This window comes from Paenibacillus dakarensis (assembly GCF_001373415.1).
GTDB classification, from domain to species: Bacteria; Bacillota; Bacilli; order Paenibacillales; family Paenibacillaceae; genus Paenibacillus_AQ; species Paenibacillus_AQ dakarensis.
The window spans coordinates 101,835-117,096 of sequence record NZ_CDSE01000007.1; the positions used below are offsets into that span (position 1 = coordinate 101,835).

12 protein-coding genes and 1 other RNA gene are annotated in these 15,262 nt (G+C 51.2%); all 13 read left to right on the top strand.

The features are described 5' to 3' along the window. Positions 1–5: 5 nt before the first annotated feature. The 13 genes from BN1234_RS01005 (at position 6) to BN1234_RS01055 (ending at position 15,176) form a co-directional block, all read left to right on the top strand. On the top strand, positions 6–1,205 hold the full coding sequence (locus BN1234_RS01005) for an acetyl-CoA C-acyltransferase (RefSeq protein WP_054954800.1): 1,200 nt from the start codon (positions 6–8) through the stop codon (positions 1,203–1,205). Next, complete coding sequence (locus tag BN1234_RS01010; protein WP_054954801.1) at positions 1,202–2,995, top strand: acyl-CoA dehydrogenase FadE; 1,794 nt, start codon at positions 1,202–1,204, stop codon at positions 2,993–2,995. The genes BN1234_RS01005 and BN1234_RS01010 overlap by 4 nt, the downstream gene beginning before the upstream one ends. Before the next feature lie 154 nt (positions 2,996–3,149). Continuing rightward, entirely contained in the window at positions 3,150–4,817 is a 1,668-nt protein-coding gene (locus tag BN1234_RS01015; protein WP_054954802.1) for a long-chain-fatty-acid--CoA ligase, read from the top strand. A gap of 3 nt (positions 4,818–4,820) precedes the next feature. After that, positions 4,821–4,952 carry a hypothetical protein gene (locus BN1234_RS22890; protein WP_281177634.1) on the top strand — a complete coding sequence of 44 codons (132 nt, stop codon included), beginning with the start codon at positions 4,821–4,823 and terminating at the stop codon, positions 4,950–4,952. A gap of 26 nt (positions 4,953–4,978) precedes the next feature. Beyond that, the gene (locus BN1234_RS01020) at positions 4,979–5,428 is read left to right on the top strand and encodes a PaaI family thioesterase (RefSeq protein ID WP_054954803.1); all 450 of its coding nucleotides are present in this window, start codon (positions 4,979–4,981) and stop codon (positions 5,426–5,428) included. A gap of 165 nt (positions 5,429–5,593) precedes the next feature. After that, on the top strand, positions 5,594–5,824 hold the full coding sequence (gene secG / locus BN1234_RS01025) for a preprotein translocase subunit SecG (protein ID WP_054954804.1): 231 nt from the start codon (positions 5,594–5,596) through the stop codon (positions 5,822–5,824). Positions 5,825–6,070: 246 nt separating this feature from the next. Beyond that, a complete protein-coding gene (gene rnr / locus BN1234_RS01030; protein ID WP_054954805.1) occupies positions 6,071–8,782 on the top strand; it encodes a ribonuclease R in 2,712 nt (903 codons plus the stop codon). A 290-nt stretch (positions 8,783–9,072) separates the two neighbouring features. Continuing rightward, a complete protein-coding gene (gene smpB / locus BN1234_RS01035) occupies positions 9,073–9,552 on the top strand; it encodes an SsrA-binding protein SmpB (protein WP_054954806.1) in 480 nt (159 codons plus the stop codon). A gap of 351 nt (positions 9,553–9,903) precedes the next feature. Further along, positions 9,904–10,268, top strand: a transfer-messenger RNA (tmRNA) gene (gene ssrA / locus BN1234_RS21650). A gap of 313 nt (positions 10,269–10,581) precedes the next feature. Next, positions 10,582–12,699: an MMPL family transporter gene (locus tag BN1234_RS01040; protein WP_054954807.1), complete on the top strand. Its 2,118-nt coding sequence runs from the start codon at positions 10,582–10,584 to the stop codon at positions 12,697–12,699. 27 nt (positions 12,700–12,726) lie between these two features. Next, positions 12,727–13,398, top strand: coding sequence for a response regulator transcription factor (locus BN1234_RS01045; RefSeq protein WP_054954808.1), 672 nt, complete (start codon positions 12,727–12,729; stop codon positions 13,396–13,398). Beyond that, positions 13,395–14,786, top strand: coding sequence for a sensor histidine kinase (locus BN1234_RS01050; protein WP_054954809.1), 1,392 nt, complete (start codon positions 13,395–13,397; stop codon positions 14,784–14,786). Before BN1234_RS01045 ends, BN1234_RS01050 begins: the two co-directional genes overlap by 4 nt. Beyond that, positions 14,787–15,176: a hypothetical protein gene (locus BN1234_RS01055; protein ID WP_054954810.1), complete on the top strand. Its 390-nt coding sequence runs from the start codon at positions 14,787–14,789 to the stop codon at positions 15,174–15,176. Positions 15,177–15,262 lie beyond the last annotated feature (86 nt).

Consider the following 15,262-nt stretch of genomic DNA (forward strand, 5'->3'; position numbering starts at 1 on the left):
ATGGCATGAGAGAGGCAGTGATTGTATCCCTTGCACGCACAGCGGTCGGCAGAGCCAAGAAGGGAAGCCTGGCCCAGACAAGAGCAGAGGATCTGGGAAAGGCTGTACTGGAAGCCGTGATTGAACGTGCGCCTGGTCTTGCTAAAGAAGATGTGGAAGATGTCATTCTCGGCTGCGCTATGCCGGAAGGGGAGCAGGGGCTGAATGTAGCCCGGATGATTTCCCTGTATGCGGGTTATCCGGTGACGGTTCCGGCCGTGACCGTTAACCGGTTCTGCTCCTCAGGGCTTCAGGCAATCGCCTATGCAGCTGAGCGCATTATGCTGGGTCATGCTGAAGTCATTGTTGCAGGCGGTGTGGAGAGCATGAGCCATGTGCCGATGACCGGATTTAAGCCGTCCCCGCATCCGGAGCTGGTGGAAGAAATGCCGGAGGTGTATATGGGCATGGGGCATACCGCGGAAGAGGTTGCGCGCAGGTTCCGTATTAGCCGTGAAGACCAGGATGCATTTGCCGTCAGCAGTCACCGGAAAGCGGCAGCAGCGATTCAGGAAGGAAAGTTCAAGGACGAGATTGTCCCTGTAAGAGTGAAGCTGACGGCAGCGGATGATCAAGGGAAAATCCGGAGCAGGGAGGTTGATTTTGATATAGATGAGGGAGTTAGGCAGGATACCTCGCTGGAAGCTCTATCCCGGTTGAAGCCTGCATTTTCCCTTGGCGGAACCGTTACCGCAGGTAATGCGTCGCAGACGAGCGATGGTGCCGCGGCCGTTGTGGTCATGAGCCGTGAGAAAGCAGAATCGCTTGGGCTGCAGCCGCTTGCGACATTCCGTTCCTTCGCTCTGGCGGGTGTAGATCCGGAAATTATGGGCGTAGGCCCGGTGGAGGCAATCCCGAAAGCGCTTCGGATGGCAGGCATCACGCTGGATCAGGTGGACATCTTCGAGATTAATGAAGCTTTCTCTTCCCAGTGTCTGCATATCATTCGGGAGCTTGGCATCGACGAGAGCAAGGTGAACGTCAATGGCGGAGCAATTGCGCTGGGTCATCCGCTAGGCTGTACAGGCGCGAAGCTGACAACGAGCCTGATTTCGGAGCTGCATCGCCGCGGCGGCGGTTTCGGCGTAGTGAGCATGTGTATTGGTGGAGGCATGGGAGCGGCAGGAGTATTCCAAATACATGGTGAAAGGGGAAATATAGCATGAGTGATAAGACGCAAACGAAACAGCCCGCAATCGCAGGCGGCGGATTTGTAATTGAGGACCTGAATACCGACCGGATCCTGACACCGGAGGATTTCACGGAAGAGCACCGCATGATTGGCGAGACGGTTCGCGACTTTATCGAAGGAGAGGTTGTTCCGCAGGATGAGCATATTGAGAAGCTGGATTATGAGCTGACTGTCGAGCTTCTGCGCAAAGCGGGAGAGCTTGGCCTGCTCGGTGCGGACGTTCCGGAGGAATTCGGCGGCCTCGGTCTGGATAAGGTGAGCACCACCATTATTAATGAATCCCTAGCCAAAGGCTCCTCCTTTGCCCTGTCCTTCGGCGCTCATGTCGGCATTGGCACCCTGCCGATCGTCCTCTTCGGCACCAAGGCTCAGAAAGAGAAGTACCTGCCGGATCTGGCGACAGGGGCCAAAATCGCAGCTTACTGCTTGACAGAGCCGACCTCAGGCTCGGATGCAATGAGTGCCAAGACAACAGCGAAGCTGTCGGAGGACGGCGAGCATTATATTTTGAACGGATCCAAATTGTACATTACAAACGCGGGATTTGCGGATATCTTTATTGTATATGCCAAAATCGACGGCGAGCATTTCACCGCATTCATCGTGGAAAAAGGGCTGGAGGGCTTCTCTCTTGGGCCTGAGGAGAAGAAGATGGGCATCAAGGGCTCGTCTACTCGCCCGCTTTTCTTCGAGGATGTGAAGGTGCCGAAGGAGAACCTGCTTGGGGAGATCGGCAAGGGTCACCGGATTGCCTTTAATATTCTGAACATCGGGCGTTACAAGCTTGCGGCAGGTACGGTTGGCGCGGCTAAGGAATCGATTGAGCTGAGCGCCAAATATGCGAACACGCGCAAGCAGTTTGAGACGCCGATCTCGGGCTTCCCTCTGATCCGGAAGAAGCTTGCAGAGATGAACATCACCACCTTTGTGATGGAGAGTATGGTTTACCGCACCGCAGGCCTTTTGGATGAGGCAATGAAGGATATCGACTACAGCAGCGATGACGCAGGAGTACAGGCGGCTGCGGCTGTGTCGGAGTATGCGATTGAGTGCTCGATTAACAAGGTGTTCGCCTCGGAAGGATTGGATCAAATTGCAGACGAAGGAGTCCAGATTCACGGGGGTTACGGGTATATCCAGGAGTACAAGGTAGAGCGGATATACCGCGATTCGCGGATCAACCGGATTTTTGAGGGTACCAATGAAATCAACCGCCTGCTCATTCCGGGTACACTCGTCAAGAAAGCAATGAAGGGCCAGATTGCACTGCTGCAGAAAGCCCAAAACCTGCAAGGAGAGCTGCTGCAGCTGGTTCCGGGCCAGACGTTTGAAGGTACGCTTGAACAGGAAGAGCATTACCTGAATATGAGCAAGAAGATATTCCTGCTTGCTGGAGGCATGGCTGTACAAAAGTTCGGGACGAAGCTGGAGAAGGAGCAGGAGGCGCTCGCGAACCTGGCCGATATGATGATCGATATTTATGCGCTGGAAAGCGTGCTGCTCCGCACCCGTAAACAGATCAAACGCACCTCGGAAGAAAAAGCAGCCAACATGATTGAAATGACACAGGTATTTGCGTACGAGGCATTCCAGCGTATTGAGGCGCTGGCGAAGGAAACACTTGCTTCGGTAGAGACCGGTGACATGCTGCGCATGCAGCTGTCGGTCCTGAAGAAGCTGACACGCAGCACGCCTGCAAATACGGTAGCTCTCCAGCGGAGCATTGCAGCGCGTGTCGTAAAGAATGAGCGGTACACGGTGTAACGAACGGCTGATCACGGTTTGTGCATCCAAGACTTTATAAAAGAAAGGATCCGCATTCGTATAATGGTCTCCTGGATGATTACACAGTAGTTTGAACCTTGGAGTAGGAGTGAAGGAAGCTCTACAGCATTCCGCAGGAAAGGGATGGTTTTGTATGAATGCAAAGCCTTGGCTGCCGTATTACCCGGCTGAAGTAGCCCCCGCTTTTGAATATCCGAAACAAAATTTGGCGTTATTTCTCGTAACGTCTGCGCAGAAATACCCGGATCGGCCGGCACTGTATTTTATGGGCAAGAGTATAAGCTATAAGAAACTGCTGGAATTATCATACCGTATGGCAAATGCACTTCGGGATAAAGGCATAAGTAAAGGGGACCGGGTGGCGATTATGCTGCCCAATTGCCCCCAGGTGGTCATCTCTTATTATGGAGCGCTTCTCGCCGGTGCGGTTGCCGTAATGACAAATCCGCTCTACATGGAGCGGGAAATCGCACATCAGATGAAGGACTCCGGTGCAAAAGTGATGATTACGATGGATATGTTCGTGCAGCGGGTGGAGAAGGTGGTTGCCGAAACGGAGCTGAAGCACATCATTGTGACCTCCATTCCGGATTATCTTCCTTTTCCGAAAAATAAACTGTATCCGATCAAGGCCAAAAAAGACGGCCCGCTCCCTGTGATTACCTACAGCGAAACCGTGCATTCATTCAAAAAGTTGCTTGATAACGCATCAGGCAATCCTGTATGCGAGAAGATGAACGCGGATGTGGATTTGGCACTGCTTCAATATACAGGGGGAACGACAGGGGTTCCCAAAGGGGTCATGCTCACACATTCGAATCTCATCGCGAACACGCTTCAAAGCGCGAACTGGTGTTACAAGGTAGAAGAGGGCAAAGAGCGTTATCTGGCGGCTCTGCCCTGCTTCCATGTGTTCGGTCTGACCGTACTGATGAACCAGGCGATCTACCGTGCAGGCGAGCTGCTGCTCGTACCAAGGTTCGAGGGAACGATGATTCTGGAGCTCATCAGGAAAAGAAAACCAACCCTGTTCCCCGGCGCCCCAACTATGTACATTGCGCTGATTAACCATCCGCGTATTAAGGAATACGATTTGTCTTCCTTAAATGTATGTATCAGCGGCTCGGCAGGGCTGCCGGCCGAGGTTCAGGATAAATTCGAGGAGCTGACCAAGGGCCGCTTGATTGAAGGGTACGGGCTGACCGAAGCTTCGCCGGTTACGCATGTGAATCCGATCTGGGGCAGGCGCAAGCTGGGTACCATTGGACTGCCGATGCCGGATACGGAGGCCATGGTGGTGAACCCGGAGACCGGGGAAGAGGTTCCGGTTGGCGAGCCCGGCGAGCTGATCGTGAAGGGACCGCAGGTGATGAGGGGATATTGGAACAAGCCGGAGGAGACCTTCGATACGATCCGAAACGGCTGGCTGTTCACGGGCGATATGGCGACGATGGATGAAGAAGGCTACTTCAGAATCATCGACCGCAAGAAGGATATGATTATCGCGAGCGGTTACAATATATATCCGCGTGAAATTGAAGAAGTGCTTTACGAGCATCCATCTGTCAAAGAAGCGGTCGTCATTGGCGTGCGGGATGAATACCGTGGTGAGACGGTTAAGGCGTTCATCGTGCTGAAGGATGGCGCAAAGCCTGATCCTGAGGATCTGGAGAAGTATTGCCGCAGTCAGCTGGCTGCTTATAAAGTGCCAAGACAGTATGTGTTCCGCGACTCGCTGCCCAAGACAATGATTGGTAAAGTGCTGAGACGGAAACTACTCGAGGAAGAAAACGCGGAGTAGTTGATGGGTGACGACATGAACTCGCCTTTTGAGAATGAGTGCCGGTGCCTGATGATCCAGGCGCCGGGTCGTTACCGATGGCTGCCGCTTGAACAGGTTAAACAGGGTGTTTTTTGTCCAATGATTCATGAGTAGTTAAATAGAAGAGAGGTGCTTTTCCTATGAAAGATGCCGATACCGGACCAGACATGAATCCGAAACAGCGTGAGGAGGAACGGGAGGCATATATTCAAGAAATGAGCAAAGCCGCAGAGCCGACCTTTTGGGGTTACCTGGGCTGTGAGATGGAATCGGTGAGCGTGGAGGAGGTCGTCATCACGCTGGATGTCCAGCCGCATCATATGAACATGATGGGGATTGTGCATGGCGGTGTACTCTCTTCCCTGATGGATAATGCGATGGGAATTGCCGTTATGTTTAATCGCCCTGGCGAATCCACCGTGACCAGCAATTTGAATGTACACTTTCTAACCCCGGCAAGAGAAGGGAAGCTGACGGTGAAGGCGCACATTGTCCACCGCACGCGGCGTTCCATGACGGTCGAGTCCCGGATTATACATGAAAACGGGGAGCTGGTGGCGATCAGCACGGGTTCTTTCCGGGTAAAATAAAGCGGCAGTGAAAGGCCGTTAACCATACTTCCTTAATTCACCATGCCCGTCTTGTCAATCCTATGCAGCTATGCTACAATAAGAATGCTGTTTTTTGTATTTAAATATGTAAGTTATTCTTATTGTAATACGTTAAGATGTCTACTCGTTTAGGAGGTGGAAGTATTGGTAATGTTTTTTGAGGTGCTGCTTGTTATTTTCTCGATCGCGCTGATTGCAATTGTTCTTCTGCAGAAAGGGAAAAGCGCAGGTCTTTCCGGTGCCATCTCCGGCGGTGCGGAACATCTTTTCGGCAAATCGAAAGCCCGCGGTATGGAGCTCGTATTGCAGCGTGTTACGGTTGGCGTGGCAGCGGCGTTTTTCATTTTAGCGATTGTCGTAGCCGTTTTGAAATAATACACCAAGAGCAGTTTGTGAGATCCAGATCGAATTTTACAAAATGCTAAAACATAACCTTCGCTTTTTCAACTTGGAAGAGCGGGGGTTTTTTTATGCTTATTCATGAATTCATTGGATATGGTGCTAAGGATACCCGGGATTAAATTCGTGTATACTAGGGTATGAGTATAATATGCAGGTTAACAATGGACGACATTTGTATTCAGGACGAACAGGTGTGCACGTTCCCTCGAGGTGATAAGGATGATAACAGAAGAAATTATATTAGATTTGATGCGGGAAAAAGACTATAAACCGATGACGTACCAGGAGCTGGAGAAGCATTTTGGGATCGATGATGCTCATGAATTCCGGGAATTTTTGAAGCTGCTGAATGAATTGGAGCAGTCCGGAAAAATCATTCTGACCAGCAATGAGCGCTACGGTGTGCCGGAGCGTCTTGATCTGCTGCGCGGGCGTCTGCAGGTTCACTCCAAAGGCTTTGCGTTTCTCATTCCGGATGATCGTGAGCATCCCGATGTATATATTCATGCGAATGACCTGAAAAGCGCGATGAACGGCGATATTGTGCTTGTACGTGTCAGCTCGAAAAGCGTGGCCGGCGGTAAGCTGGAAGGGGAAGTGGTTCGCATTGTGACACGCGCGGTGACCCAAGTGGTCGGCGTGTTCCAGAATCATGAGGCGTATGGATTCGTGCTGCCGGATGACAAGCGGATTAACCGGGATATTTTTGTGCCGAAGCATGCGATAAACGGTGCGGTGGATGGCCAGAAGGTCGTGGTGAAGCTGGTCAGCTATCCGGAAGGACGTGCGGCGGCCGAGGGTGAGGTTATCGAGATTCTGGGTCATAAGGATGATCCGGGTATCGATATTCTGTCTATCATTCGCAAGCATCAGCTGCCTGAAGCGTTTCCGGAGGAAGTGATGGCTGCTGCAGAGGCTGCGCCGGATTCCATTACAGAGGAAGAGATTAAACAGCAGGGCCGCCGGGATTTGCGCGGACTGAATATTGTTACCATTGATGGCGAGGATGCCAAGGACCTGGATGATGCGGTGAACGTGGAGCGTCTGCCGAATGGTCATTACAAGCTCGGTGTACATATCGCCGACGTCGGCTATTACGTACGTGAGGGGTCGCCTTTGGATGTGGAAGCGTATAACCGGGGATGCAGTGTGTACCTGGTGGACCGGGTCATTCCGATGCTGCCGCACAGACTCTCGAACGGGATCTGCAGCTTGAACCCTCAGGTTGACCGGCTTACGCTGTCTTGTGAGATGGAGTTCGACGAGCAGATGAAGGTTGTGAACCATGATGTGTTCACGAGCGTAATACGCACCAAGGAACGGATGACTTATAATAACGTCCGCAAAATTCTGATCGACGAAGACCCTGAGCTGATCGAGCGTTACAGCGATTTGGTGGACGACTTCAGACTGATGCGCGAGCTGGCACTTAAGCTGCGGAATCGCCGGATGAAGCGCGGCGCGGTTGATTTTGATTTTGTGGAATCGAAGGTCATTGTGGATGAGAACGGAAAAGCGGTGGACATTGTCAAAAGAGAGCGTTCCATCGCGGAGCAAATCATCGAAGAATTCATGCTTGCGGCGAACGAGACGGTAGCGGAGCACTTCCACTGGCTGAAGGTGCCGTTCCTATACCGTATCCATGAGGATCCGGATCAGGAGAAGCTGCAGAACTTTATGGCTTTTGCCGCGAATTTCGGGCATCACATCAAGGGGCGGGGCAACTCGATCCATCCGCGTGCGCTGCAAAGCCTGCTAGAAGATATTCAGGGAACCAAGGAGCAGACCGTGCTGAGCACCATGATGCTTCGTTCAATGAAGCAGGCGAAGTACGATGCTGAAAGTACAGGGCACTTTGGCCTTGCGGCGGAGTATTACTCCCACTTTACGTCGCCGATTCGCCGGTATCCGGACCTTGTTATTCACCGGGTGATCCGCGAGGTGCTGGAGAACAACAATATCCTGCCTGAGAAGCGGCAGGAATATCTCGCTGAAAGAATGCCGGATATTGCGCAGCAATCCTCCGAGCGGGAACGTGTGGCCGTGGATGCCGAGCGTGATACGGAAGCGCTCAAGAAGGCGGAATACATGCTGGACAAAATCGGTGAAGAATTCGAAGGCATTATCAGCAGCGTAACGAGCTTCGGTATGTTTATCGAGCTGGAGAACACGGTAGAAGGCCTGATCCGTATGGCTGGTCTTACAGACGACTACTACCACTTCGACGAGCAGCATATGGCACTGATTGGCGAACGGACATCCAAGGTGTTCCGGATCGGTGATGAGGTGAAGGTGCGCGTAGCGAACGTGAACATGGCGGAGCACACCATCGACTTTGAGATGGTGGATATGAAGCCGCGCGGTGAGCGCGGAAGCCGCGGCGGTGGCCGTGGTGGTTTTGATAACCGCGATGGCGGTGGCGGCAGAGGCGCAGGCGGCAGACGCGGCAAGCGCGGCGGCGATGCAGCGGCTGTCGGTGAGAACGGCAGCTATGGTGGTGCAAGAGGCGGCAAAGGCAAGAAGCGCGGTGCGGGTGAACCGGCAGCCAGGGGCAATGAGAGCAGCGGCCGTGGCAAGCGCGGCGGTGAAACTGGCCAAGCTGCAACTGCGGATAAGGGCAATTCGAAGAGCAAAGGTATTGTAATTGCTCCAGACAACACAAGCGGAGAAGATAAGCGCAGCTTTGCTTTCGGTTCAGGCAAAGGCGGCTACAGCTCGCAGAGCGGCGGCACGCTCGGGTTTGACCGCAACGCCCGCAGCGGCGGCGGCAAGGGCCGCCGGAAGAAGACAAGCGGCAGCGGAATCTTCATCGGCGAGGGTCAGACACCTGGATCAGGTGCAGGCGAAGCCGGCGGCGGTAAAGGCGGACGCAAGCGGAAGAAAAAAGGCGGTAACAGCACAGCTGCTTTTGTACGGAAGAAGAAAAAGTAAGATGCGGGTAAGGACAGCGTTTTGGTAACCTTGTTATAAGGAATATAAGAAGGGGAGTTTGCACCCTTTTAGTGTATTTCTTTACATCATGCCAAAGACGTTCACAGGCTGCTTGTGAAACATGAATTGCGATGAATTGCGGTAGCCCGCGGAACGCCTGTAAACGCTTGTCCTTTCTTGCTTTTGACCGATTCTGTTGGTACAATGGACTTCTGGTGCGATTGCTTTTTGTGGTCGACCGGAAGTCTTTTTGACTCATATTTATGTCATAGATGGCAAGGAGTGAGACCATGGGTAAGAAAAGTGACGGGAAGGTTCTGGCCCAGAACAAAAAAGCTTCCCATGATTACTTCATCGAGGATACGTATGAAGCCGGCATGGTGTTGACCGGAACAGAGATCAAATCTCTGAGGAATGGCCGCGCTAATATCGGAGATGCGTTTGCTACGATTCGTAATGGCGAGATTCATATTCATAACATGCACATCAGTCCTTTTGAACAGGGAAACCGGAGCAATCCTTCGGATCCTACCCGGACACGGAAGCTTTTGCTGCATAAGGAACAGATCCGCAAGCTGCTCGGCCAGTCCAAGCAGGACGGATATGCGATTGTGCCGCTGAAGGTATATGTCCGTAATGGGTATGCGAAGCTGCTGCTCGGCCTTGGTAAAGGTAAGAAGCAGTATGACAAGCGGGACACTGCTGCGAAGCGGGATGCACAGCGCGATATCCAGCGTGCGCTGCGTGAGAAGCAGAAGATTGCGAGATAATTGGTGCGTTCTGTGACTGAAAAGTATGAATCCACAGAGGTAATATTTTACTAACATATATATTTTGTTTAATGCATCATCATATCGTGTAATGATAGGCACAGGGGTGGCAGCTTTTAGCTGCTTTCCCTGCTAAATATATATGACAATGCAGCAAAATATGATATACTAAGTGATGTAAGAGATGCTACAGATCATTGAAAACAAGCTTTAAGCTTCGTCATTCTTTCTTGGAGGGAAAGAGTGCGGAATAGATCGATCTGCCATGCTGATCGTCTCAGATCTAATCCGGAAGCCCTTTTGAACAGGCAGCTTCGCTTCCATAAGGAAGGATACTGTTTGTCCTATTAAGGGGGCGTTTTTGGATTCGACGGGGATAGTTCGGGCATGAGTAGCGGGTAGTGGGGACGCGTCCACTTCATCAACGCTAAAGCCAATTAAACGGCAAACAACAAAACAACTACGCTTTCGCAGCTTAATAACCTGTGAGCGTGCTCTCGCTCTGTATCGCCCATGTACCGGGATGAGGGCTCAACTTTAGTGGGATACGCTGTCTAGTCTCCGCCTGGGGCTAGCTGAAGAAGACAATCAGGCTGACCCAACGTAGAGCCGGTTACAGGGCGCTACTCGGGTGACATCAAACCTGTAACTACACCCGTAGAAGCTTGTGTTGTCGTTATCTTCGGACAGGGGTTCGACTCCCCTCGCCTCCATTTTGAAAGCCCAGTCCTCACGCGGACTGGGCTTTCTTGCGTTTTGTACAGAGAATCTCAAAAGTAATAGATTCCTTTTATGAAGGACTATTCAGCTCCTGCAGGTAACGCTTTGTAATGTCATCGTCCGAAGTGAATAAAAATAAACCATTCCCTACCTAAATACATCTTACCGGACCTCCCAACCACAGGATTACATGATTTACCGCCCCTTCTCCGGAAGGGGCGCTGATTTAGCTTTACCCTTGAAGTTTATATTAAATTTATTTACATATGCTAGAGTAAGAGCGATGAATTGAGAAGGAGTGAAGATCTGTTGAGAAAAATATTGCGTCCCATCACCGACTGGGTATCCACTAAACGGGGAATGTGGATTACCATTGCTGTCTGGCTGGTAGTCATGATCGGCCTAAGCGCTGGTCCCCAGCTGAGTGAATACAAGGTGACCAACTTTCAGTCGCTTCCGGATGAAGCACAGTCCATTATAGCGGAGAACAAGCTGGAGGAAACCTTCCCTAATGAGCAGGGAGCTCCTGGCATTCTCGTCTTTCATAACGAGTCAGGCGAGATTAATGTCGATGAAGTGAAAGATATTCTGAGTGCCCTCATATCGGCTAATATTGAAGGGGTCGATGCCATTGTTGATATCAGCGCACTGCCTCCGCAGGCTCTGACAGGCTTCACATCGGAAGACAAATCTACCATGATCGTTCCCATGAGCCTGGAGGCTGGACTTGGCAACAGCCAATATGCCGAGATTAATGAGGAAGCGACCAAGCTTGGAGAAAACATTGCGGCCAGTCTAAGCACGGACTTCTACATCACCGGGCCGGCAGGCATTGCGGGTGATACGGTTAAGCTGTTCGAGCAGGCGGACATTATTCTGCTGCTTGCGACCATTGTGATTATTTTGGTCCTGCTCATAGCCATTTACCGTTCACCGCTGCTAGCCTTTATTCCGCTTTTGGCTACTGCCATTGTGTACCAGGTGGCGAACCAGTCAATAGCCCTGATGGGGGCTGCTGGACTGGAAATCAACAACTCGACTACCTCCATCATGAGCATTTTGCTGTTCGCAGCCGTGATCGATTATTCGCTGTTCGTATTTTCCCGCTACCGCGAGGAATTAAATAAATACGAAAGTAAGTATACTGCAATGCAGCAGGCAATGAGAGCAACCGGCGAGCCTGTGTTCTTTGCGGGCGGCACGGTGCTGGCGGCCATGCTCATCCTGTTTTTTACCGATTTCCGCGATTATCAGAACTTTGCGCCGGTATTCGGCACGGCCATGTTCATTATTATGCTGGCTTCCGTTACGCTGGTGCCTGCCTTGTTCACCCTGTTCGGGCGCAAAGCATTTTGGCCCAAGGTTCCTAAATACGGCCAGGAGCATGAGGTCAAGCATGGAATATGGGCCCCGATTGCCAAGTTTGTCGTAAATAAACCGTTCCTGACAGGCGGCATCGTGGCTGTCTTCATGGTTATCACGGCACTGAATGTATTTAATCTGAAATATGAATTCGATACGGTTAAAAGCTTTCCGAAAGATTTGCCTTCCCGCGTAGGCTATGAAATTGTCGAGTCCCGGTTCAATAAGGGCGAGCTGGCTCCTTCTACGGTTCTCCTGGAATCCGAGACAGCCCTGACCGAGGATCAGCTCAGCCAGTTCGCAGCAAAACTGGAAAGCTACGAGGAGATCAATTCGGTTCGTGCATCCGGCGTCACAGAAGACTCCGGTGCCGCCAAGTTCAGCGTTGCACTGACCATGAATCCCTACTCCACAGAGGCTCTTGACTTTGTCGAAGAGCTTCGCGGCCAATCGGATTCCATGCTCAGCGAGCTGTCCCTGCAGGGAGACATTTACTACAGCGGCGTGACAGCCAAGCTGGTCGATGAACGTGAAATCAACAACCGTGATATTATTAAAGTAGTTATACTAGAAACACTGCTTATTCTAGTGCTTCTTGTTGCACTGACCCGATCTTGGAAGATGCCGATTTACATGATGGCAACCATCCTGATTTCATACGTATCCGCTTTGGGCCTCGGCCTGTTCCTGGTGGATGTACTCTTCGGGTATGAATCCATCAGCACCCGGGTACCGGTTTACGCATTTATTTTCCTGGTGGCACTCGGCATTGACTATAACATCATTATGATTTCCCGCTTCCTCGAGGAGCGTAAGAAGCTGAACGTCAAAGACGCTTTAGAAGCTGCTATCCGCAACACAGGAGGCGTGATCTCCTCGGCTGGTGTCATCCTGGCTGCCACATTTGCCGCTCTGACAACTATGCCGATTGCCGATCTCTTCGTGTTCGGGTTCATTGTTGCTGTCGGTATATTAATAGACACCTTCCTCGTGAGGGGAGTGTTTCTGCCATCCTTAATCCTGCTGTTCGAAAGGGATAAGAAGCCGCAGAAGCAGTCAGTTTAAGCGCAAAAGGTTTGGAGGGGATGTTCCTTGAAAATTTTAGTGGTGGATGATGATTATGATATCCTGCAGCTTGTGACTATTCATCTGACCCGCGAAGGCTATGAGGTCATACAGGCTCAGAACGGCCAGTCTGCCCTTAAGCTGCTGGAGGAGACCGAGGTAAACCTCGCCATTGTGGATGTCATGATGCCCGGGATCGACGGCTTCTCCTTGACTAAAATTCTGACCCAAGAGCTGGACATCCCCGTCATTCTCTTAACTGCCAAGGGCCAGCTGTCCGACAAGGAGCAGGGCTTTAAATCCGGCTCCGAGGATTATATTGTGAAGCCGTTTGAACCGAAAGAATTGCTGTTTCGAGTGGCTGTTGTCCTGCGCCGTTACGGTCGTTCGCTGGAGGGTGTCCTAAAAGTTGGCAACGTCAAAATCAACCGAAACGACTATGAGGTCATTATTAACGACGAAACCATTCTCTTCCCTCTCAAAGAGTTCGAGCTTCTGACCATGCTCGCCACCCGGGTTAACAAGGTCACCCCGCGTTCCCTGCTGCTTGAACAGGCATGGGGTGAGGATTATCAAGGAAGCGAGATGACCCTGAACACGCATATGAATCGGATTCGCGAGCGGTTAAAGCGGTATGACGCTACAATTGAGATTCAAACGGTCCGCGGGGTCGGCTATAAATTAGAGGCTGATGAATGAGAACCTTATACCGTGAGTATATATCGGCTATTCTGCTTATTTTAGGAATCAGCGTATGTATCGGCTTTATACTGGCCAATGTGGTTTACGTCGTATTTACTAAAGATGAGATGACCCAGCAGAACCTGGAAGTGGCCCAGGAGGTCGTCTACGTCCTTGAAAAAATGCATGCAGACGATCATTTCATCGATCGCTTCCTGGAATCCGTCGGTCAGTTAGGGTACCAGATTTATTTCGTTGACGGCTCCGGCCATGGGGTTACCTTTGGGCAGCCCTTTGAGCAGCAACAGCTCCCTGCAGGAACCGTGGACCGGGTACTCCAGGGTGGGAGCTACATGGGCAAGGAAGGCCTGTGGGATCAGTTTTGGATGATGGGGCATTTCGCTAATGACATTAAAAATACGATCGGCCTGCCGCTTTTGATTGATCAGGCGCCGTTTGCACTCTTTCTGAAACCGGACAGCGAAATATTGTTCTCGGATATTCATATGATGCTGGCCGGCTTTATTGCAGCCGTTGCTTTTGTCAGTGTACTGGGCGTCATCATCATGACTAAACGCCTGATTCACCCGATATCCGAGCTGTCGGAAGCTACCAAAGCGATAACAAACGACGATTTTACGTATAACCTGAAGATTAACCGGCAGGATGAACTCGGCCAGCTGGCGGACAACTTCCTGCAGATGCAGCAGCAGCTGCTGCATAATGACGTCGCGCGGAAGTCGTTTATCAACAATGTATCTCATGATTTCCAGTCGCCTCTGATGAACATTCAGGGCTATGCGGAGCTTCTCCTTAGTCCGGATCTGGAGGAGAAGGATCGACTTCAATATGCAGGCATTGTTAATGATGAAGCCCGGCGGTTATCCAATCTGACCAAACAGCTGTTGCTGATTACGTCTCTGGACCAGTCCGGATATCCCGTCAAGAAAAGCCTGGTAAGGCTGGATGTACAAATCAAGGAATCGATCAGGAAGCACCAGTGGAGCCTGCAGGACCAGAACCTGAGCATCTCCTATAAACTTGAAGAGATCGTATACGTATCCGACAGGGAGCTTCTCGCGATCGTATGGGATAATCTGCTGACGAACGCTATTAAGTATAACCAGCCGAGCGGCCATATTTTTATTGCATGCCGTGCAGACCGGGACAAGGTGATCATTACGTTTCAAGACACCGGTATCGGGATGTCGGAAGAATCCATCAGCCAGGTGTTTGAACGCTTCTACCGGGCAGATACGACCCGCAAAAAAGACGGGACGGGTCTCGGGGTGTCCATTGTTAAAGAGATCATTACACTATTAAACGGAACCATAACGCTCGAGAGTGAGCCCGGAAAAGGAACCACCTTTACCGTCATGTTACCGAGGGAAGGAAATGATGAATAAATGGAGCAAGTCTGGAGTATAAGACTTATACGCTTTGCGGCCCTTTTCGGGATTATCGGGACCTTTATCGGGTCCCAGATGTCCGGAAGTATGGATTATTCCATGCGGCCGATTCATGCGCACATCTTGCTGGTAGGATGGCTGTCGGTTTTCGCCTGGGGGATTTTTTACAAGGTGTACAGGGTGAAATACAAAAAGCTGGTTGCTGTCCACGGCTGGCTGTCCATGCTGGGGGCGCTCGGCCTGACGGTTGGCATGTGGTTGTACCGCTTTAATCCGTTTCAGCTAAACGAGACCTTTGTCATGATTCTGGTTATTGTGGGCGGTTCGCTGCTGCTGTTAGCCTTTCTGCTGTTCTCTATCATTACTTTTCTTACGGTAAAAGAATAAACAACGACATGATGGTGCGCGGATGATTTTTGTTTTTTAGTCTGTCTACTTGGCAGGGTGCATTTCACAGTCCATAACATCATCAT